The organism is Neosynechococcus sphagnicola sy1 (assembly GCF_000775285.1).
In the GTDB taxonomy this organism is placed as follows: Bacteria; Cyanobacteriota; Cyanobacteriia; order Neosynechococcales; family Neosynechococcaceae; genus Neosynechococcus; species Neosynechococcus sphagnicola.
In genome coordinates this window covers 1-20,165 of sequence record NZ_JJML01000010.1, presented here as the reverse complement: position 1 = coordinate 20,165, position 20,165 = coordinate 1, and the positions used below count along the sequence as shown (strand labels likewise).

The following is a 20,165-nucleotide window of genomic DNA, read 5'->3' as shown; positions in this document are numbered from 1 at the left end:
TCCCTGGACGCGGCTCGTCAGCAGATGGTACTTCAGGGGCGAACCCACTTTCACCCACGCCCTCTCCCTAGCGGCTCAAGCACGCACTGCGATTCAGCAGCTTCCAGGACTAGACGTGGTGGCATTTAGCCAGCACTCACCGGGTTGGGTGGCTCAGGATCAAACGCGCCTAGTGGTGCGAGTGGATCATCTGGGATGGAGCGGTTTTGCAGCAGACGAGCAGTTACATCAGGGACTGGGCGTCACTCCTGAATTTCCTGACTTTCGCCATGTGACGTTTATCCTTGGCTTTGGCAACACCGTGGCTGACATTGAGCAGCTGATTCAAGGACTCACGGCCTTGCTCCACTGCGATCGCCCCCCCTACCAACCTCCCCCCTTGCCCCCGGTACCTGAGACATCGGCAATCATCACCGCCGTGTCTCCCCGAGAGGCATTTTTTGCCACCTCAGAAACCGTACCCTTAGCGAGTGCCGTCGGGCGACTGAGTGGGGAGTGCATCTGCCCCTACCCCCCTGGAATTCCTGTATTATTGCCCGGAGAAGCGATCTCCCCCCCAGTGCTAGCTTACTTATTAGAAATTCTCTCCACTGGAGGTAAACTCACAGGGTGTCACGACCCTAGTTTAGAAACCTTGAAGGTACTCCAATAGCCGTCGCCACAAAAGTTTGTGCGATGGTACATCAGGTAAGCTCCGAGCATCGGCGTTTGAGAGTTTGATGTTGTCCCCATCTGTCTGACTATCGCTATATTTTCCCCCACTCAACCCCGCCTGGTTTTCCATGTCTTCCTCCCTCTGGCCCTACGTCACCCCCGGCATCCCCGATGATTTATTTGAGCGGTTACCGGGGATTCCCCTGAGTAAACGCGAAGTCCGGCTGTTAATTCTGTCCCATCTGCGGCTGCAACCCAACTCGGTGATTTGGGATATCGGTGCTGGCACCGGTACTATCCCCGTAGAAGTAGGACTCCTCTGTCCCACCAGTCAGATCATTGCCATTGAACGGGACGAAGAAGTTGCCAGTTTGATCCGTCGTAACTGCGATCGCTTTCAAGTTGGTAATGTGCAGGTGATTGAAGATAGTGCCCCCGACTGTTTACAGCATCTCCCCCAAGCTCCCCATCGAGTCTGTATTGAGGGAGGGCGGCCAATGAAAGCAATTCTGCAAGAAGTCTGGCGACATCTCCAACCCCAGGGGCGTTTGGTAGCAACCGCCTCCAGCTTGGAAGGACTCTATGTGATCTCGGAGAGCTTCGCGGCACTCCAGGTGCGGAACATTGAGGTGGTACAGTCTGGGGTTAACCGCTTAGAAACACGGGGGAGTCAGCAAATTTTTGCCGCAGTTGATCCGATGTTTGTCCTCAGCGGTGAAAAATTAGACTGAGTCAAGCACATGCCACCGGTGCAGTAGCCAATTTTTTAGGCACAATCCTGTTCGCGTTATAAACTAATATCAGCAGATGAATTTTACACTGCGGGTCAATTATATTGAGGAGAGTTTCCTCTTTTATGTCAGAGAGAAGACGATATATTCGATTTAAGGATGAAGATCAGGGAGATATTCTCCTTTATGTTGAGGACGAGACAGGGGAAAAATATTATTTCAGGGCATTAATTGTTGATGAAAGCTTTAAAGGCTTAGCCTGTGTCTATGTTGGCAAATCCCAGTATCCTCCAGGCTCCCTTATCTACTGGCAGGAAACAGATAATTTTACCACTATTTGCCAGGTGATCCGCAGCCAGGAAATCATGGAACGTGTCTATTTTCTGGCTCTAGAACGCTTGGACTTGAACCCCTAATTCCTTTGTGCTGATGACTGCTGATTGGGATGAGATAGCAGTTAGAAGTTAACCTTGATTTTTTCGAAGTGCCTGGGAGTGTCAACCCATCAGCGGTAATATAAACCCTAAAATTAAGGCCCCTGCTCCCAGAACCACCAACCAGAATCGATGGTAACTTTCAACCATCTTGCCCTGACTCTGCTGGAGGTGAATCAGATCAATCCACGGTGCCAAACCGCGGCGGAACCAACCCGTCATCCCCACTTGGGAGCCAATCATCGCTTTTACCTGGGTAGCCCCAAACAGAAAATTGCCCAATCCTCCAAACCGGGAGCTATAGCGCAGGAAGATCATCCCGGTGGCATCCTGTAATTTGAGGTCAGACCCAAAGACATAGCCGGCATCACCTCGGCCAATGAGTTCACCCTCTAGCTTCACAGGTTGTCCCCGCAGAGGGCTGGCATAGGGGTCTGACATCAGCGTCAGAATATCGGTGGTTGGAGCCCGCTGGAAGTCAGGAAACATAATCACGGTTTTGATCAAAGTCCCCAGGCCAAACCCAATCAATGCCAGGGAGATCAGCACCAGCCAACTCGCGGCTCCGCTGGCAACGGCCAATCCTCCCAGAAGTAGTCCCACCCCCAGACCCAACAGATCCCCCATGTAGATCACCAGATCGAGGCCAAAGTTACGGTAGAGCTTCTGTTTACTTAGGGATCGCCCTTCTCTGACCACCCGCGCTAGGTCGAACTCGACCACCAGTCCTAGTTGCTCGGCATAGTTACTGAGGGCACGGATGCGCTTTCCTGTTAACGGATGGGTTGATTGTAATTCCATCCACCAGCCCCATGGATTGAACATATCCCACAAAAACACCCGCCCCATCTTTTCCATATCTGAGGTCAGACGATAGGCTGTCCCTGTCATGACAGCGGCTCTGGGATCATAAATGCCCAAGGTACGGGTTCCTTCAATCAGTTTGCTGGGTTTATCGGCACGTTGCCCCTCTTCGAGAATGCCGTAGGCAATTTTAACCAAGGCACGAGAAAGACCATTGGGATTCCCTGTGGTTTCGGCGGCGAAATGATCGGCATAGTACTCCCGTGTCCTTGACAGGTACAACACCAGGTAGGTACCGACCCAGTAAAACAGATAAGCTGCGATCGCCCCGGTCTGGAGACCGCCTTTGATTTTGCTATCTCCGGCATCACTGAACTCACGGGCCAAAACATAAATCAGATACGTAATTTGTACCATTGTGGCCGCTAGGGTCATCACCGCAAAGTCCCAGTGGACAATGTGGCCGAGTTCATGGGCATAGACCGTAGCAACTTCATCTGCATCCAGGTAGGTAAAGAGTCCTTGACTGACCACCAACCGCGCCTGATTCGGAAATGAACCATAGGTGAAGGCAGTGGGATTTTGATCCTCAATAATCCCCAGGCGGGGCTGTTGCAACCGTCGCTGGGCGCAAACCTGACGGAGTACGGCGGCGGCGGCGGGGCTCTGACTTTCAATCTCTGCCAAGGTGACCCAGCGTGTCCCATACAACCAGTGTTGGGTCAAATCCATCAGCAAGGGCGAGAGCAAAAACAGCCCCAAATTAAACGGAATGACGATTCCCAGGGCGATCGCGAACCCCATGAGCGGCTGTTGACTGTCCACGATCAGCAACAACCCTAAGCACAACACCAGCACCATTCCCACCAGCAGTGAGATCGTCACCCCAGAAGCCAGGGCTAAGTTGCCAGCAAATTGAGCCATGACGAGTTTGACTCCAGCAGCGGCTCGTCGCCGCTGGGGAGAGACCGGGGTTGATGGCAGAGGTTGCCGCATCGTTTTCAGAGAGCGGAGTGCTTGCTGTACCCAGGTCTGGAGTTGCAGATTGGGGGAGTCACTGAGAGCCTGACACTGGGCGATCGCCCGTTCCACCTGACCACTGCGCTGATAAGCCTGCACCAAGGCAATGTGGGCTGGGACATAGTCCGATGACTGGGGATGGGGAAAGCTCTGGCAGCAGCGTTCGAGGTGCTCAATTGCCTCAGCATAACGTTGCTGCTGTAGCGCTTGCAGTCCAGCTTGGAGGAGTTCTGGTGAGGACATGGTGAAGATTCCAGTTGCAGCCACTAAGCATTCATGCAGCTATGATAATTGAGTTAGGATAGGAACTGCTGGCGACAAAATATCCCAGTTAACTATCTTCTGTTGCCAAAAATTGAGCTATCAATTTAATTATTTTTTAATTTTCCATTGGGGATGCTAGGTTCTGGCAGCGCATCTTTAAGCCTTGGCTGCACGTCATGTCTAAGAGGTTGTTGAAGTGAGTCGGACGATGAATCTGAAACTTACAGCCATGATCGCCCTTGTGGCCACTGTTAGCTGTGTGATGCCAGCTTATGGCTTTAACCCAGAGGATTTACATCGGCTAAAAACCACGAAAAACTGTCCCGGCTGCAACCTTGAAGGTGCCGATCTACAAGGGATGGATTTACGCAGCTCTAATTTAAAACAAGCCAAACTCAAACGTGCCAATTTAAAAAACGCCAACCTGCAAGGAGCAAATCTCAAACGCAGTGATTTACGCCGAGCCAATCTCCAAGAAGCAAATCTGACTGAGGCGAATTTAATTGGTGCCAGGTTGAACAATGCCGATCTATGGCTGGCTCGACTCTGGGGAGCTTATTACGATGAGGGAACTCGTTTTGACACGGGTTTTCTACCGATTAGTCATGGGATGCGCAAGTCTGAATAGGCAGTTTTTCTCTCATGGTTCGCGTTGTTTGATTGACCCATTCGCTTGTACTGGGAGTTTGGCAGGGTGGAAATTTGTAACCATGACCTGCTGACTGGATTACCCAGCTTGCATCTAATCCCAGAGTGCATTGAGCAATTAACCCATGAACATGATCAGTTAGGACTGCTGCTGCTGGACATTGATCGATTCATTCTCTTTAACGTTTATTATGGTCATCAAGCAGGCGATGAAAAGCTGAAACAAATTGCTAATCTGATTTGTCAATCTGTGCCAAAGAATGCAAAGGTTTTCCGCTCTGGGGGAGATGAGTTTGCCGTGGTTCTCGGGGGACGACCTATGGCAGAAGTTGTCTCAGTTGCCATGCAGGTATGGAACACGATCAATCTGCAACTCTCCTCACTGCCGTTACTGGAGCGGTGTTATTTTTTCCTAGACAAGAGTTATCTCAAAATTCCAGCCCCTTTGACAGTTTCCTGTGGAGTCATCTTCTATCCAGCCCATGGGATGAATTTTGCGGTTTTACGGGAAGTGGCAGAAAAAGCAATGTATCGAGGTGGTAAGAGTCTGAATCCAAGAGGCGTGTTGGTTGTCGCTGAATTGGAGGGATAATTGCTGGAGATTAAATGCCGTAGGATACTTAGGCAGTGGCACCGAATTTCTCAAACCCATTTGAAACCCCTAATTTGGTTGTATGGGAGGCGAAAATTTAGCAGTACCCCTCGACTGGCTACGCTTGCAGAAGGCACTTGCCGTTGAGGCAGACCGGGGATTTAACGATCTAGTTGGGAAGGAATATCGGTTTAGCGAATTCCTGAACCTCAGTTTTAGTGAGTCTCTTGAACAGCTGCCCCAGGGTGATGGTCAAAAATCGTTCTCCGAACATCGCCACCACTGCCACCAGCTGGCGACTCAGTATGCTCGCTACCCTGATCTCAGTTTTGCCCAACGTCAGCATCTGGTTGCTGAAACCCGGCGGTTTCTCTACAAAGCCCGCAAGGACTACGAAGCTCAGCAGTATCCAGAGGCGTTACTGTCGGAGCGTTCCCCAGAACGCAAACCCAGGGTCGTTGCATCAGCCCCGATCTCAACCTGCCGCTCTCTTTCCTTAGAACAGTCCTTGGCAACCTTGTCGGGCATGGGGGACAAAAATGCCGAACGGCTGGCAAAGTTGGGGCTTCACACCGTGCGAGATCTGCTCTACTACTACCCACGGGATTATCTAGACTATGCTCGTCAGGTGGATATCCGCGATCTGGAGCCAGGAGCAACGGTTACCCTGGTGGGCACTGTGCGGCGCTGCCATTGTTTTTCCAGTCCCCGCAATCCCAAGCTAACAATTTTAGAGTTAGTGCTCGCCGATCACACGGGACAGATCAAACTCAGTCGCTTCTTTGCTGGCAGTCGCTACAGCAACCGGGGCTGGCAAGAGCAGCAAAAACGGCAGTATCCCCCCGGAGCCACGATCGCCGCCTGTGGTCTGGTCAAAACCAGTAAATATGGGCTGACCCTGGAAGATCCCCAACTAGAGGTACTAGAACACCGTCATGATCTGATTGAATCGGGGGTGATTGGTCGGGTGGTGCCGATCTATCCCCTGACGGAGGGAGTGGCCGCCGATCTGCTGCGACGGGCAATTGATGCCGCCCTCCCAGCTGTTTCCCAATTGCAAGATGCCCTACCCAGTGGATTGCGTCAACAATATGATCTGATTCCCCTGGCAGCAGCGATCGCCCAGATTCACACGCCCCCCGATCACGCCCACCTGGAACTGGCGCGACGGCGATTGGTGTTTGACGAATTTTTCTATCTACAATTGGGGTTACTCCAGCGGCGGCGGACACTGCAACAGCAACAATCCGGGGCAATTCTGGCTCCCACTGGCCGGTTGATTGACCAGTTCCATCAAATCCTCCCCTTTGAGTTAACCCAAGCTCAACAGCGGGTGATCAACGAGGTTCTGGCGGATCTGCAACAACCCCTGCCGATGAATCGCTTAGTCCAGGGCGATGTCGGTTCCGGTAAAACCGTGGTCGCGGTGGTGGCGTTGTTGGCAGCTATCCAATCGGGCTATCAAGCGGCTCTCATGGCTCCCACAGAAGTTCTAGCGGAACAGCACTACCGCAAACTGGTCAGTTGGCTGAATTTACTCCATTTACCCGTGGAACTGCTGACCGGCTCCACCAAACTGAGTAAACGCCGCCAGATTTTCACCCAACTTGCTACGGGGGAACTGCCGTTGCTGGTGGGCACCCATGCCCTGATCGAGGATGGGGTCAATTTTCAGCGCTTGGGTTTGGTAGTGATTGATGAACAACACCGCTTTGGGGTGCAACAGCGGGCGCGCTTGCAGCAAAAGGGGGAACATCCCCATGTGTTGACTCTGACGGCTACCCCCATTCCCCGAACCCTCGCCCTCACCCTCCATGGGGATCTGGATGTCAGTCAGATTGATGAGTTGCCACCGGGTCGGAAGCCGATTCGCACCACGGTTCTCAGTAGCCGCGATCGCACTTCGGCCTATGACCTGATACGGCGGGAAGTAGCCCAGGGGCATCAGGTTTATATTGTTTTGCCCCTGGTGGAAGAGTCTGAAAAGTTGGACTTGAAATCCGCGATCGCGGAACATCAGCGGCTGCGCGAGGTAATTTTCCCGGAGTTTCAGGTGGGGTTACTCCATGGACGGATGAGTTCAGGGGACAAAGATGCCGCAATTCAACGGTTTCGAGAGAACCAGAGTCACATCTTGGTGGCCACCACGGTGGTGGAAGTCGGGGTGGATGTGCCCAATGCTTCGGTGATGTTAATTGAACATGCGGAACGGTTTGGACTCTCCCAACTGCATCAACTCCGGGGACGGGTGGGACGGGGAGCTGATCAGGCTTACTGTTTGCTGATGAGTAGCTCTCAAAGTGAACCCGCCCAACAGCGGTTAAAAGTCTTGGAACAGTCCCAGGATGGCTTCTTTATTGCCGAGATGGATTTGCGATTTCGCGGCCCTGGGCAGGTCTTAGGTACGCGCCAATCAGGACTGCCAGACTTTGCCCTCGCTAGCCTAGTGGCAGATCAGGCGGTGCTGGAAATTGCCCGCGAGGCTGCCGAACAGGCGATCGCCCAAGATCCGACCCTGGAGCGTTGGGCGTTGATGAAGAGAGAGTTAACCTACCGCTATCAGCGTTTAATGGGGGGGACTATCCTCACCTAAAGGTTGTTTAACAGTCCGGTGGCGATCGCCCCCAAAATCACGATGCCAAACCCCAACCGATACCAAACGAACACCCAGGTATTTTGGGTTTGCAAATAGCGCAGCAACCAGGCGATCGCCAGATAGGAAAACACTGCTGCCGAGAGAATACCTGCCATCAGGGGCAGGAGTCCTGCCCCTTCCAAGCCGGATTGCAACGCCCCTTTCAGTTCCACAATCCCCGCCAGGGTAATGGCGGGAATCCCTAAAAGAAATGAAAAGCGAGCGGCGGTTGCCCGTTCCAGCCCCAGAAACAACCCTGCTGTTAAGGTAGAACCTGATCGGGACACCCCTGGAATCAACGCCAGGGTTTGGGCGAGTCCCATCAACATCCCATCAAGGACGCTGAGTTGGGGGAACCCCCGTTTGCGGCTGCCGATGAATTCGGCCAATCCTAGCAACAGCGACATGCCAATCGAGGCGAGGGCGATGGCCACTAAACTCCGCAGCGGCGAATGGTCGTAGTCTGGAACCAATAGCTTGATCAACAAGCCAAAAAACAAAATCGGGATCGTCCCCAGAACAATGCCTAGAGCCATACGAAAGGTACGGGCTTTGTAGTTAGCGCGGGCGATCGCCTTGACGGTACCCCGAATAATTTGCGATAAGTCTTGCCGGAAGTACCACAACACCGCCAGGATGCTGCCCAGTTGGATCACCGCAGTAAACCGCTACCCCCGGATCGCCCCAACCCAAGGCCACGGGCACCACTTTCAGATGGGCGGTACTGCTAATGGGTAAAAACTCGGTTAAGCCCTGCACCATCCCCAGAATCAGGGCCTGAAACAGATTCATTTGGGCGATTGGTTCCACCTCAGAGACCCCGAAGAGAGGTAAGACCATGGGAGTGCTAAGAGAAACGGCCCCATACGTCGCTGCTGCCAAACCCATGCGCTGTTGATTCCTCGTTGATTCAGACTCACTTCTCAGAGTATCACTGCACTTGGCTGTTCATTCATCTAGGAGTAGATGCCCCCGAGGGGGATATAGCTGTGATAGATTAAGAAAAATAAATAAATTTCATTTAGTTTCATCAAACATTGTCTTCCTATACGCCCCCCCTCTTCGTCAACTGGTTGTACCTCTGGATCCTTGTTCACTAGGGTTACTATGGGCACGACTCACCTCAAGTGGTGGCTCTTTGGGGCAGCGGTGTTTTTGGTCTCGGTGCCGGTGTTTATCCAAGCCCCTTTGGTGCGCTTATTCCCCTGGTTTAGCCTCCTGCTCACCCTGGGGTGGCTGGGGTGCAGTTTGTCCCTATTGTCCCGTGCCAGCACTCGCCTTTGGGGAGATTTGCTCCTGGGGTTTAGTGGTACCTGGTTGGCAGGGTCTATCTATTGGGGATGGCTGCGCTGGGAACCTTACTGGCATTTACCCGTAGAAGCCATCGCCCTGCCCGTAGCACTTTACTGTCTCTGGCGACAATGGGGAAAGGTGGGCAGCTGGTTCTATTTGGGATCGTTATTGGGGACTGCAATTACGGATTTGTACTTTTATCTAGTAGGCTTGATTCCCCACTGGCGGCAACTGATGCAGGTTGATCCGAGTTTGGCGCTGCCAATTTTTCAGCGGGCGATCGTCCAGATGCAAACCCCTTGGGGCATTGGGTTAGCCCTGATCCTGGGAATGATGCTAGCAATGATGGGATTGGCTCCCTTGCGATCGCGTCATCTACACCATTGGACCTTTGGGGGGGCGGTACTGAGTACGATCTTGGTCGATGGGCTGTTTTGGTTGGCAGCTTCCAGGGCCTAGGGAGCCAACGGCAAACACCGATGAGCCAATCGGTAAAGACCAGCGGCGGGTGAGCTGTACCTCCCACAAAATTAACCGGGTGAGGCAGCGATTCAGCAGCGTGGGTAAGGGCTTCAGATCAGAACGGGGAGCCATGGCAGCGGCTCTAGAAACAGGAAAGTGGCGGGAGCAAAAGCGCACAATTGCCACCACTGGTAACAGGGTCAGATTCCAATAGGTGAGGACTTGCGTATTAAATCCAGCAGCTCGGAGTAATTGCTCGATCTGCGGGCGGGTGTAACGTCGCTCGGTATGCACGGCTAAATCGTGTTGACCTCGCAGGGACTCCAAAGCGGGGAGGTTTAAAATCAGCCAACCCCGCGGTTTGAGAACCCGGGCAAACTCCTGGAGTGCCTCCTCGATCGCCACCCCCCGGCTCGAAATCACATCCAGGGAAATCACCCCGTCAAAGGTCTGATCGGGGAAGGGTAAATCGGTCACTGATGCGATCGCCACCTGGGCATCACAGCGCTGCTGGGTCAATTCCACCGCAGTGGCTTCTAAATCAATGCCCCAAAATTCCCCCTGCGGTCGTGTCTGTTGCAACAGCTGCAACATCCGACCCGTCCCACACCCCGCATCCAGGATCTTAGGGGTGGGTCGGGGGGGTAAGGGGTGCGGGAGGTTCTGTAACACCAACCGGTGTAGCCCCACATACCACCAATAGTGATCCTCTAGGGCATACATGAGCGGGTACTCTTGGTGTTCCATCGGCTCAGGAGGTGGTTTCTTGCTGAATGGCGGGCACGACTAACAGAGAATGATTGAGGGGTCGCTGTAACTGTCGCGAATGCCGCGAAGCCTGCTGGGGTCTAGAGGCTACGAACAATTCCCACCACAGGCGAATAATGTTCATTGCCACATAGGTGAGGCGGCGAATCTGGAAGAACTGCGATCGCCCACAGGTACGGTGAAAGTGATGCACAGGATATTCAGCAAATCGAAACCCTGCCATTTCTAACTTCTTGACCATTTCCAGGCAAATCACCCCACTATTATGGGTGAGTTGTACCTGATCAAAGACATTCCGCCGCAGCAAGCGAAAATCACAGTCCACATCCCGTACATGGAAATTAAACAGGAAGCGCATCAGATGGAGATAAATTTTGCCAATGATCACGCGATGCCAAGGGTCGTTGCGCCAAATTTTATAGCCGTTGACAATATCAACCCCTTCTTGCATCACTGGCAATAGATGACGTAACTCAAAGACATCATACTGTCCATCACCATCGGTATAAAAAATCAACTCATTCCTGGCATGGAAAAAACCAGACCGGAGCGCCCCCCCATACCCCCGATTTCGATCATGAAAAACCAGGCGGAGTGCAGGGTACTTCTGCTGTAGCTGTTGCAGGAGTATCCGGCTGGTATCGGTGCTACAATCATCGACCACAATAATTTCGTAGTCTGTCGTTAACTCAGAGGCGACCATATCCGCAGCAGCAATCAGGCTGGCAATGGTGCCACTATCGTTATAGCAAGGGAAAAAAACTACTCAGGCTCAAGGGCGGTTGATCAGTTAACTTGCTGCGGCTCAAACTCACGGGAACTCCTCACCACGCTGTGTTCTTTGTGCCGTTGATTGCCGCCAGTTGTTAACTCTGTCGCAAAATCTTCGGAACCAGCTCAGTTGCTACTGCACCAAAAGTGAAAAGTGACAACCCCATGAGAGCAGATTGATTCCACCACAAAACTCTCAGGAAGACATTCATTGCCAACCTCAGGAATGTAGAATTTACAAACTTAACATCCCGGCAACGACGGCACCATTTCGTTGCATCCCCTTACGATAGAGGACGACCGGGCATTCCCTATGTTTAGTGGAATACCGACTCAATGTAATCCAAAACACACTTCATCTCGGTAGGGAGCGGGTACCATCCAGCTGAAACACCTGTCCGATTTTGGGGTCAAAGGCCCAGACACTGAGGTGGGTTGCCTGCTCAGGAATCTGTGCTCCTGACACGGTGGCTTTCCATCCAGAACGCAGATAGGCATGATCCCGGAAGGCGGCGGCAACGTCAGGCCTGGGTTCGGTAACGGCCAAAATTTTGAAGGCGGTTGAGTACCCCGTGGCATCGTCATAGGCCAGGACTACAATTTTGGCCGCTGTCCCCTGCTCGGGTAGAACTGCCCAGCCATTTAATTGGTAGTTGAGATCGCCCACCGGTTGCAGCTGATCAATCCATCCATGGTTCAGGGAGGGGGTGGGTTGATCCGACACCGCAGGCAGGAGCGTCTGTAATTGACGACTGTGAGCCAAGCCAGGGGATAAAAACCCGAGGGCATTGAGAGCATTGGCGCGATCGCGTAAAAAAGTTACATTGGGAAACAAATTTTCTAGTAGGCAGGCATCCTCCCTCAAAACATTAATAAAAAAGAGACAGGCTTGACCCTGAATGCGACTCAATTTCGTTGCTTCCATCAGCTGCACCCCGTGGTTAAAGCTAAAAACCTGCAGCGTTAATAGGAGGGTGACAAGGGCAGCGATCGCCCGATCCACAACTGGGGTTCTTGACCCTAGAGACGGCTGGAATTGCAAGTCTGAATGGATAATTTTGAGTAAATAAATGAGGGCAATGGGCAGATAGACCGAATACGTGACATAGCGGGAAGCCAGGGACTGTTCGAGGCCAAAACCCACCCGACCGGCAGTTGCCACCAGGCCATTGATCAGACTATAGGCTGCGATCGCCAACCAGGGAACCGCCCGATCCACCAGGGATGGCTGCCGCCGATGCCGGAGCAAATACCAGCAACCGCCGCTGAATAAGCTCAGGAGGATCAGGCCCACTAGTTGGCCAATTCCCAACTCTCCGCCTCCTAAGGGTGCCCCCAGAAAAGACAGCAAATATTGCAGAGCCATCCAGGGATGAATCACCCCCGCAGTCAAACTCGGATGACCTACGGGTTTTTGATAGTCCGAGAAATAGATTACAAGACTGATCAGCCAGCCCGTCAACCAAGCCGCAGCCAGGATCAACTGCCCTCGTCGATACTGGGGTAGTGCCTCGCCATGAGCCCAAAAGACCGGAGGCATGAGCACCCAAGCCACCATGCCATTGGCAATTGAAAAGGTACTCACAAGGCAGAGACCCATACAAGCCAAGACTTGATGCTGAATCTGCCATTGGTTGCGATAAATGATGGTCATCCCCGTTGTCACGCAGGCCATGGGTACAAAGGAAACAACTGAAATTCCCAGGAGCCAATTTTCAGACTGAAGGGGACTGAAAACCAGCAAATTGGTCAGCCAGAATAGCCAGGGGTGGGGGTGACCGGGAACCGTATAGCGACTGACAACATAGAGATTAAAAGCTATCAGCGCTGCTAAGAGAAAGCTGACCAGCATTTCATAGCGAACATCCCAATGCGTTAAATAGGCCAAGCCGATAAAAAATATTCTCGGGAAGAGCAATTTGCTCTCGTTATATTGGGCCATCAGATCGGCAAAGGAGAGTTGACCCCCATGAACTTTGATCAAGACATCTGCCGGGGTGTACCACTGATCCCAGGCTGGAATATTGACACTATTTTGAAGCATCAAGCTGCCCAGTATCCATGCGGGGGAGAGTACCCAAGCGATCCTCCACCATCGCTGCTGTCTGAAAAGTGACCTCATGAGGCTTGGCTGAATCATGGAGGAAATTTACCCCCCCTCGCTGGACAATTCACAGGCGCCAATACTGACCCAGGAACTGGAGCCGTCTGCCCAATGCTCCTTTTTCCAAATGGGGGCGTTGTGCTTCAGGGTGTCGATCGCGTACTCACAGGCAGCAAACGCCTCAGCGCGATGGGGGCAACCAACGGCAACCAGCACACTGATTTCACCGATTCTTAAGCGCCCTGTGCGATGGTGGATCACCACCCGCACCACATCCGGCCAGGTTTGTCGAATCTGGGCGGTAATTTGGGCAAAAACCTGGAGCGCCATGGGCTGATACGCCTGGTACTCCAGGGCAACGACGGGCTTGCCAGCGGTTTGGTGGCGCACCATGCCACACATGATCACAATCGCCCCATTGGCCGGTGAATCCGCCAGGGCATAAATCTCCTCGATCGCTAAGGGGGCAAAGGTAATTGCCAAGCTATCGGTGGTTGAGCCAGCTATGGGAAGGGGGGAGGAGAGCATAGATAGTGCTGCTGTCGGAGGAGGAAGGAGAGGATCATGAGGATCAACGCTGCTAAACTTTGCCACTGCCCATGAGGTACAGCAAGGCCATCCGCACCGCAACACCACTGGTGACCTGTTGAGAAATCAAGCTAATGCGTGGATCATCCATCAGGTCAGAACTAATTTCCACCCCCCGATTCACAGGCCCTGGGTGTAAAACTTTGACATCGGGGTGACAGAGTTGCAGGCGATCGCGGGTAATTCCAAACTGTTGATGATACTCCCGCAGACTGGGCAATAAATGCTGCGTCATTCGTTCTTTTTGCAGTCGTAGGGTCATGACAAAATCGGCAGCTTCCAAGGCAGGTTCCAGGCTCCAATGGAGATGCAGCTGACGACCCTGGGCAGATCCATAGGAGGCAAACAGCTGGGGCAGCAGGGTGGGGGGTGCCGCCAGGTGTACCTCCGCTCCAGAGGCGGTCAAACTCCAGAGATTCGATCTCGCCACCCGTGAATGTAAGATATCCCCCACAATGGCAATTTTTTTCCCCTGCAATAACTCCCAGCGCGGTTGCCCCGGATCGAGCAGGGTACAGAGGGTAAACAAATCCAGCAGCCCTTGGGAGGGATGTTCATGTTGTCCATCCCCTGCATTCAGGACTCCCACCCGTGAGCCTAGTCGCTCCATCTCCGTGGCGATCGCTTGGGGAACCCCAGCATCTCGATGACGAATCACCATTAGATCCGTGCCCATGGCCAGATAGGTTTTGGCCGTATCCAGAATCGTTTCGCCTTTGGTGAGGGAAGAAGAACTGGGGGCAAAATTGAGGGTATCGGCAGACAGCCGCTTCGCTGCCAACTCAAAGCTACTGCGGGTGCGCGTCGAGGGTTCAAAAAATAGGTTGGCCACCACCTGTCCCTGGAGGGTGGGGACTTTCTTCGTCCGACGAGACAGCACCTCCCGAAAACTCGCGGCGGTTTGCAACACCGTGTTGTATTCACTGGGGGTGAAGTCAGCCAGGGACAAAATATGATGACGGTTCCAGGATGTCGTAGTCATAAGAATCAACAGCCATCAGAGTGGTTGCCCCTCGTCTATGGTTGGCATCAGCCACCGACTGACCTTGTCTCAAAAAAGTGGACAGGTAATTGAAGCTGCCATCTGATGTTCTAGCATATGCCAATCGTTCTCCTTAAACTGCACTGGGGAAAGATATCCATTCGTGGATAAGAAGTCTAACCCTGGCTTAACCAGGCGATCGCCGCCCGAATCCAGGCTTCGACATCGGCAGTTTTTTGCCAAGCTGGTTTGCTGACCCACGGCTTGTAAGGCGCTGCTGATTTCTCGGTTGGTGTAACCCAAGGCCAGCAGGGTCATTTCCACGTCTTCCTGGAGATCCGGGGTGGGGCCAGCGGCTGAGAGGGTGGTTAACTCCGCTCGCTGTCGCCATTCTGCTAACTTGGTTTTCAGTTCCAAAGCCAGTCGCTCGGCGGTTTTACTCCCCACCCCCGGCGTTCGGGATAACACCCGGCTGTTGCCAGCCACAATCGCCTGGACTAAATCCTGTAATCCCAGGGTATCCAGCAGGGCGATCGCCAACTGGGGACCAACCCCGACTGACGCTAACCAGTTGCCGGAAGAGATCCCGTTCCGCAGCCGCTGCAAAGCCGTAGAGAACCAGATCATCCTCCCGTACCTGCAAATGGGTATAGACTTGCAGGGGTTCTCCTAGAGCAGGGAGCTGCAGCAGCAGGCGGGGAACAATCTGAACCTCATAGCCGATGTGGTTGACTTCCAGGGTGAGGGTGACGCGAGTGGCACTGGTTTTTTTGAGTTCCAGCCACTGTTCCTTTGAGATAGCTAATCATCCACCTGCCCCATCCCAGGCGGTTGCCCATCGGGGGCGACACCCAACGTTCTCCAGTCTTGACGCTGCGTCATTGTGCTTTGCCAACCCCATGCATTATTTATCCCGATTGCGGTTACCTATCCCACTCCCCCAGCTCCACCCTCAGATCTGGATCTTGGTGGGGGGGTCGATTGCTGTCCCAACTGGGCACGGGCTTCACCCTATTCTATGCCCCGATTTTCTTTGTCAACCATGTGCACCTATCGGCAACCCAGGTGGGTATCGGGTTGGGCAGTGCTTCCCTGTCCGGTATCCTGGGACGGATTCTCGGGGGTTCCTTCGCAGACACTCCCCTCTGGGGTCGCCGCCGCACGCTGCTGCTATCGATGTTAATGGCGGCGGTGGCCTCGTTTGTGTTGGCGATCGCCGCCGATTTTCCCCTGCTGGTGATCGGGAATTTGCTCATGGGCTTGGGCGTGGGTCTTTACTGGCCGGCGACGGAAGCGGTGGTTGCCGATTTAACCCACCCTCACCAGCGCAGTGAAGCCTATGCCTTGACCCGCCTGGGGGATAACCTGGGCTTGGGGATGGGAGTGGTGCTCGGGGGACTGGTGATTGGCACGACGGGAGCCTTTCGCCTGCTGTTTGTGGTGGATGGCCTGTCTTTTCTCGTGTTTTTTGGGGTGATCTATGGAGCGATCGCGGAAACTCGCACCGTGGCCGCACAACCGCCGCCGTTTTTCACCGGTTGGTACCTTGCCCTGGGCGATCGCCCCCTGCAAATCTATGGACTGTTGAATATATTGTTGACCGCTTATATTGCTCAGGTTTACAGCACCCTACCGTTATATTTCAGCAATTTTGTCCACGCCACGCCCTCAGGACAGGGATTTTCATCGCTGATCATCAGCGCTCTGTTTACCTGGTATTTACTGGTGTGCACCCTCTGTCAACTCCCCACCGCCCGCGCCCTGAAATCCCTCCCCCGCACCCAAGTTCTGCGGCTCTCGGCCTGGTTATGGGGTTTGGGTTTTGTCACCATTGGTCTAACGGGGGTGACTCCTCGATTCCCACTGGCGGGGGCGCTGGTGGGGTTGGGTCTGTTGGCGATCGCCACGGTGACCTATTTGCCCGCAGCTTCTTCACTGGTGGTGGAACTAGCGCCTGAACCGCTGCGGGGAACTTACCTTTCCATCAATTCCCTCGGGTGGGCCATCGGCTATCTCATCGGGCAGCCCTTGGGAGGACTGGCTCTGGATCAACCCCGTCCCTGGGCCGATGGATATTGGGGACTGTTAGCCGCCAGTGTGATGATCGCCTTCCTGTTACTGCACCAGCTCGATCACCGCTTGGCAAAGTCTACTTCAGACCCATCACCTGAATAAACCCACCTGGTGCGAAGACCCCTTCAAAGGGGCGGCGCTGGCGTTGATGGCTTTGTAAAAACAGATAATCGCAGAGAATACCATCTAACTGGGTATCTCGGTTAATCCGCCAGTCTTCCAAGCAAGCCCCCGTGAACTTAGCAGCTCTAAAATTGGCTGAGAGCGCTTTAACGCCAGTGAGATTTGCCCCCTCAAAAGAAGCCCCCGTGAAGTCTGCTCCATTGAGGGTCGCGCCTACCAAATAAGCCTCCCCCAGATTCACCCGACGGAGATTGGCACCGCTGCAATTTGCCTCTGAGAGGTTGGCACGACTGAGATCGGCTTCTGTCAAATTTGTCTCTAACAGCTCTGCCTCGTTGAGATTAGCTTCAATCAAGTTGGCATGGATTAAGTAAGCGCGACTGAGATCGGCGCGGGTAAGATTGGCCTGACCGAGATTGGCGCGACAGAGGTTGGCACGGGTGAGGTCTACATCTACTAACTCAGCAGCCGTTAAATTGGCCTCAAAGAGTCTTGCCTCGCGAAGGTTAGCTCCTCGCAGGTTTGCCTGCTGGAAGTTAGCGGCAAAGAGGTTGGCACCTGGTAAATCAGCCCCACTTAAGTTGGCTCCCGTGAGGTTTGCGTCTGAAAGATAGGCAGCGGTAAAGTTGGCTCCTGTAAAATCAGCGTCGGCGAGATTGGCTTTAGCGAGATTGGCTTCCTGTAAATCAGCGCGACTCAAATAGGCACCACTGAGATAAGCTCCACTCAAATTAACGCCCACCAGACTCGCTCCACTCAGATTCACCCCGATGAGGTTCGCATCACTGAGATCCAGTACTGTACCGATATTAGCCTCACGCCAATCATTCCAGTGCTTTGCCCCTTGCTTAACCTGGGCGAGGTGAATGCCATTTGCCATAGTGAAATGTCGCTGTTCCCCTAGATCCTACCTAACTGTGCTCGAAACCCTGTCCGTAGTGAGTTGCCTGGAAGTATATCTGAATACGATCTACCCGGTAGACTGGCAACCATCCCTGCAGGAGTGGTGGGGCCAAGAACGCCGCTCTTCGCCCAAAGCGGTACGCCAAATTCCAAGTTTCGCCAGGACTTTCGCCGTTCTCAGTTAGGATGGCTATATCTGAAAAATTGCTGTCCAGATGTTTTGGTAGTAGCTCTCAACTACCTAGAGATCGTTTACCTCAATGGTCTCTTTGGTGTCAGGATCTCAGCTGATTTCACAGCAATAACTTTTAGGTAATGCATCCACTCTTTGGGATTTTTTGAGGAAGTCATTTTGACAACTGTCACCTACATTCAAAGCGAAGCCGAATTGGATACACTCTTAACCACTGCAACCTTGCTAGTAGTTGACTGTACAGCCACTTGGTGTGGTCCCTGCAAGTTGGTCAGCCCATTGATGGATCAATTAGACGGCGACTATGGCGATCGCGCCAAGGTCTTCAAGTTAGATATGGATGCCAATAAACCCCTGGCTAAACGCTTTGGTATTCGCAGTATTCCGGCGGTTCTATTTTTTAAGCAAGGTGAGTTGAAGGAAACAATTATTGGGGTCAAATCCTACCAAGAATTTAGCGATGCGGTAGAACGACATCTTTAACAAACTATCGGAGACAATGCCAGGTGAGGAGATGATGCCCTAGTCCAGCATTGAGGCTGTCGGTGGTTCCTCCTCGGCAGTTTCTATCGTCAACTGCTTAGTGGTGCAGAAAACGTTTTAAGCGAAGCTTGAAACTGTCATTTGACTACCCCGTTGCTCCAGAGCTTCCCCTACCGATGGGTTAGGGGCGATGGCTAAAGCGACGAATCATCGCCATTGCCCAAAAAAACATCGCCGCAAAGAAGATTCCCAAGCCAGCAAGTAGCCCTGGCGTTGACAATTGGACGGGCTGTACCTGATTTGCGCGAACAACCAGCCAGTGAACGTAGCAGAGAAAGGCAACGAGCATTGCTGCAAACCACACCGAGTGTGCGCGCAAGAAGGACACGGTTTCAGCTCGCCTAGCGGGTGCTAGCCAATACTCACGGTGCGGCAGATTGATGCGGACTCTCGGGCTAGCGAGAGCAACGTAGGTACCAACCAGCAGCAGCAGGGGAAGTCCGACCACGAAAGTGAGGATGAAAAGAACGTAATAGTCGCGGGGCATGAACCCATTGGCAGAGCCTGAAGTGCCAAAGTGGGATGCCACAACATTGGGCATCGACTGGCTCGTAAACCACACGAAGACACCCGCACCAGCGAGGAAGAGGAAAAACAGTAGTAAAGATCGTCTGTACTGCATGGGGCTCCCAACGATACTGATAGCGCAAGTCAGGCAATTCCCCAGGAATGAGGTACAGTTCCATGGGTAGAACTCAGAGGGTGTTTTAAAAGTCGTTTAGTGAGTAAAAAAGCTCACTCAGTGTAAGCTGCGAATATGTCGTACACAGCACTGAGAGAGCGTCATGAGTAAAGCTTACCCCAGTAATTTGTCTCAAGCCCAATTTGAACTACTCAACGACTTGATACCCGAGCCGAAATTCGGTGGTCGTCCTCGTAGCGTCGATATGTGGGATGTTCTGAACGCCAGTTTTCTATGTTTTGGTGGAGGGAGTGCGATGGCGAGGGTTGCCAGGGGATTTTCCGGCATGGCAAACCGTATACACCTACTTTCGTCAGTGGCGCAAAGATGGAACCTGGGTGCGGATGCACGACCGATTGCGAGAGTGTACCCGAATTGAACAGGAGCGTCATCGCAGCCCGTCGGAAGCGATTATCGACAGTCAAAGTGTCAAAAGTGCCGCTGGAGTGAGCCAATCGGTGGGCTACGATGCGGGCAAACAAATTAAAGGTCGAAAACGGTTTATGACGGTCGATACCCTGGGATTGCTGTTGCGGGTCTTGGTGACTGCCGCGAGTGTACCCGAACGAGAGGGGGCTAAACAGGTACTCCAACAGGTGAAACAGATGGGTCAAGGGGTATCGCGACTGCATACGATTTGGGCCGATGGCGGTTTTGACGGTAATCCATTCCTGATGTGGGTGATGGATGTTTGTCGGTGGATTGTGGAGGTTGTGCTGCGACCAGAGCAAACCAAAGGGTTCGTATTGCTGAAAAAAACGGTGGGTTGTTGAACGAACATTTGGCTGGCTCATGGGGTACCGTCGATTGGTTCGAGACTATGAGTTATGGCCAGAAACTTCGGAGACATTTATTACCTGGCCATGATACGAATCATGGTGAGGCAGTTAGCATAAAA

At 53.0% G+C, this 20,165-nt stretch carries 16 protein-coding genes and 4 pseudogenes; 10 read left to right on the top strand and 10 right to left on the bottom strand.

The genetic code is table 11. The annotated features are described in order from the left end of the window. From DO97_RS05870 to DO97_RS05860, 3 genes are all read left to right on the top strand, one after another. Positions 1 to 652: Orn/Lys/Arg family decarboxylase (locus tag DO97_RS05870; protein WP_476703517.1), on the top strand; the 652-nt coding region annotated here is incomplete at its 5' end. Positions 653 to 782: 130 nt separating this feature from the next. Next, positions 783 to 1,385, top strand: a complete 603-nt coding sequence (cbiT, locus tag DO97_RS05865) for a precorrin-6Y C5,15-methyltransferase subunit CbiT (protein WP_036531736.1) — start codon at positions 783 to 785, stop codon at positions 1,383 to 1,385. Positions 1,386 to 1,510: 125 nt separating this feature from the next. Continuing rightward, positions 1,511 to 1,801, top strand: coding sequence for a hypothetical protein (locus tag DO97_RS05860; protein ID WP_036531734.1), 291 nt, complete (start codon positions 1,511 to 1,513; stop codon positions 1,799 to 1,801). Positions 1,802 to 1,882: 81 nt separating this feature from the next. On the opposite strand, the gene DO97_RS05855 is transcribed toward DO97_RS05860, so the two are convergent. Further along, positions 1,883 to 3,886, bottom strand: coding sequence for a zinc metalloprotease HtpX (locus DO97_RS05855; protein WP_036531731.1), 2,004 nt, complete (start codon positions 3,884 to 3,886; stop codon positions 1,883 to 1,885). A gap of 229 nt (positions 3,887 to 4,115) precedes the next feature. Between DO97_RS05855 and DO97_RS05850 the strand changes: the two genes are divergently transcribed. The 3 genes from DO97_RS05850 to recG all read left to right on the top strand — a co-directional run bounded on the left by DO97_RS05850 (position 4,116) and on the right by recG (position 7,740). Next, a complete protein-coding gene (locus DO97_RS05850) occupies positions 4,116 to 4,535 on the top strand; it encodes a pentapeptide repeat-containing protein (RefSeq protein ID WP_052128442.1) in 420 nt (139 codons plus the stop codon). A 66-nt stretch (positions 4,536 to 4,601) separates the two neighbouring features. Then, positions 4,602 to 5,147, top strand: coding sequence for a GGDEF domain-containing protein (locus tag DO97_RS05845; RefSeq protein ID WP_052128441.1), 546 nt, complete (start codon positions 4,602 to 4,604; stop codon positions 5,145 to 5,147). Positions 5,148 to 5,229: 82 nt separating this feature from the next. Next, complete coding sequence (gene recG / locus DO97_RS05840) at positions 5,230 to 7,740, top strand: ATP-dependent DNA helicase RecG (protein ID WP_036531730.1); 2,511 nt, start codon at positions 5,230 to 5,232, stop codon at positions 7,738 to 7,740. On the opposite strand, the pseudogene DO97_RS05835 reads toward recG, so the two are convergent. Continuing rightward, a pseudogene (locus tag DO97_RS05835) lies at positions 7,737 to 8,622 on the bottom strand (undecaprenyl-diphosphate phosphatase). The gene recG and the pseudogene DO97_RS05835 overlap by 4 nt on opposite strands. A gap of 267 nt (positions 8,623 to 8,889) precedes the next feature. On the opposite strand from DO97_RS05835, the gene DO97_RS05830 reads away from it, so the two are divergent. After that, entirely contained in the window at positions 8,890 to 9,534 is a 645-nt protein-coding gene (locus DO97_RS05830; protein WP_036531728.1) for a DUF3120 domain-containing protein, read from the top strand. Here the strand turns inward: DO97_RS05830 and DO97_RS05825 are convergent. The 6 genes and pseudogenes from DO97_RS05825 to ruvA all read right to left on the bottom strand — a co-directional run bounded on the left by DO97_RS05825 (position 9,451) and on the right by ruvA (position 15,559). Beyond that, on the bottom strand, positions 9,451 to 10,284 hold the full coding sequence (locus DO97_RS05825) for a class I SAM-dependent DNA methyltransferase (protein WP_072016375.1): 834 nt from the start codon (positions 10,282 to 10,284) through the stop codon (positions 9,451 to 9,453). The genes DO97_RS05830 and DO97_RS05825 overlap by 84 nt on opposite strands. Positions 10,285 to 10,288: 4 nt before the next feature. After that, positions 10,289 to 11,056 (bottom strand): annotated as a pseudogene (locus DO97_RS05820) (glycosyltransferase family 2 protein); the annotation flags it as partial. Positions 11,057 to 11,431: 375 nt separating this feature from the next. Continuing rightward, positions 11,432 to 13,120 (bottom strand): hypothetical protein, encoded by a 1,689-nt coding sequence (locus tag DO97_RS05815; protein ID WP_036531727.1) that lies wholly within the window; start codon positions 13,118 to 13,120, stop codon positions 11,432 to 11,434. A 105-nt stretch (positions 13,121 to 13,225) separates the two neighbouring features. Next, positions 13,226 to 13,708: a molybdenum cofactor biosynthesis protein MoaE gene (locus DO97_RS05810; RefSeq protein ID WP_036531725.1), complete on the bottom strand. Its 483-nt coding sequence runs from the start codon at positions 13,706 to 13,708 to the stop codon at positions 13,226 to 13,228. Between the two features lie 52 nt (positions 13,709 to 13,760). After that, positions 13,761 to 14,750 carry an aspartate carbamoyltransferase catalytic subunit gene (locus DO97_RS05805; RefSeq protein WP_036531723.1) on the bottom strand — a complete coding sequence of 330 codons (990 nt, stop codon included), beginning with the start codon at positions 14,748 to 14,750 and terminating at the stop codon, positions 13,761 to 13,763. Between the two features lie 176 nt (positions 14,751 to 14,926). After that, positions 14,927 to 15,559, bottom strand: a pseudogene (gene ruvA / locus DO97_RS05800) (Holliday junction branch migration protein RuvA). Between the two features lie 22 nt (positions 15,560 to 15,581). Between ruvA and DO97_RS05795 the strand changes: the two are divergent. Then, complete coding sequence (locus DO97_RS05795) at positions 15,582 to 16,925, top strand: MFS transporter (RefSeq protein WP_239651499.1); 1,344 nt, start codon at positions 15,582 to 15,584, stop codon at positions 16,923 to 16,925. On the opposite strand, the gene DO97_RS05790 is transcribed toward DO97_RS05795, so the two are convergent. Next, complete coding sequence (locus DO97_RS05790; RefSeq protein WP_072016374.1) at positions 16,900 to 17,826, bottom strand: pentapeptide repeat-containing protein; 927 nt, start codon at positions 17,824 to 17,826, stop codon at positions 16,900 to 16,902. The two genes, DO97_RS05795 and DO97_RS05790, sit on opposite strands and share 26 nt — an antisense overlap. A gap of 375 nt (positions 17,827 to 18,201) precedes the next feature. On the opposite strand from DO97_RS05790, the gene DO97_RS05785 reads away from it, so the two are divergent. Continuing rightward, positions 18,202 to 18,525, top strand: coding sequence for a thioredoxin family protein (locus DO97_RS05785; RefSeq protein ID WP_036531739.1), 324 nt, complete (start codon positions 18,202 to 18,204; stop codon positions 18,523 to 18,525). A 181-nt stretch (positions 18,526 to 18,706) separates the two neighbouring features. Here the strand turns inward: DO97_RS05785 and DO97_RS20710 are convergent, their stop codons facing one another. Further along, positions 18,707 to 19,207 (bottom strand): DUF1648 domain-containing protein, encoded by a 501-nt coding sequence (locus DO97_RS20710; RefSeq protein WP_052128438.1) that lies wholly within the window; start codon positions 19,205 to 19,207, stop codon positions 18,707 to 18,709. A 163-nt stretch (positions 19,208 to 19,370) separates the two neighbouring features. Between DO97_RS20710 and DO97_RS05775 the strand changes: the two are divergent. Further along, positions 19,371 to 20,163: pseudogene (locus tag DO97_RS05775) on the top strand (IS5 family transposase). The last annotated feature ends 2 nt before the right edge of the window (positions 20,164 to 20,165 follow it).

Excerpts from the sequence above, each read along its gene's own strand:
- DO97_RS05790 (WP_072016374.1), bottom strand. The coding sequence starts at position 17,826 with ATGGCAAATGGCATTCACCTCGCCCAGGTTAAGCAAGGGGCAAAGCAC.
- DO97_RS05815 (WP_036531727.1), bottom strand. The coding sequence starts at position 13,120 with ATGCTTCAAAATAGTGTCAATATTCCAGCCTGGGATCAGTGGTACACC.
- DO97_RS05830 (WP_036531728.1), top strand. The coding sequence starts at position 8,890 with ATGGGCACGACTCACCTCAAGTGGTGGCTCTTTGGGGCAGCGGTGTTT.
- DO97_RS05805 (WP_036531723.1), bottom strand. The coding sequence starts at position 14,750 with ATGACTACGACATCCTGGAACCGTCATCATATTTTGTCCCTGGCTGAC.
- DO97_RS05825 (WP_072016375.1), bottom strand. The coding sequence starts at position 10,284 with ATGGAACACCAAGAGTACCCGCTCATGTATGCCCTAGAGGATCACTAT.
- DO97_RS05855 (WP_036531731.1), bottom strand. The coding sequence starts at position 3,886 with ATGTCCTCACCAGAACTCCTCCAAGCTGGACTGCAAGCGCTACAGCAG.
- cbiT (WP_036531736.1), top strand. The coding sequence starts at position 783 with ATGTCTTCCTCCCTCTGGCCCTACGTCACCCCCGGCATCCCCGATGAT.
- recG (WP_036531730.1), top strand. The coding sequence starts at position 5,230 with ATGGGAGGCGAAAATTTAGCAGTACCCCTCGACTGGCTACGCTTGCAG.
- DO97_RS20710 (WP_052128438.1), bottom strand. The coding sequence starts at position 19,207 with ATGCAGTACAGACGATCTTTACTACTGTTTTTCCTCTTCCTCGCTGGT.
- DO97_RS05810 (WP_036531725.1), bottom strand. The coding sequence starts at position 13,708 with ATGCTCTCCTCCCCCCTTCCCATAGCTGGCTCAACCACCGATAGCTTG.
- DO97_RS05850 (WP_052128442.1), top strand. The coding sequence starts at position 4,116 with ATGAATCTGAAACTTACAGCCATGATCGCCCTTGTGGCCACTGTTAGC.
- DO97_RS05860 (WP_036531734.1), top strand. The coding sequence starts at position 1,511 with ATGTCAGAGAGAAGACGATATATTCGATTTAAGGATGAAGATCAGGGA.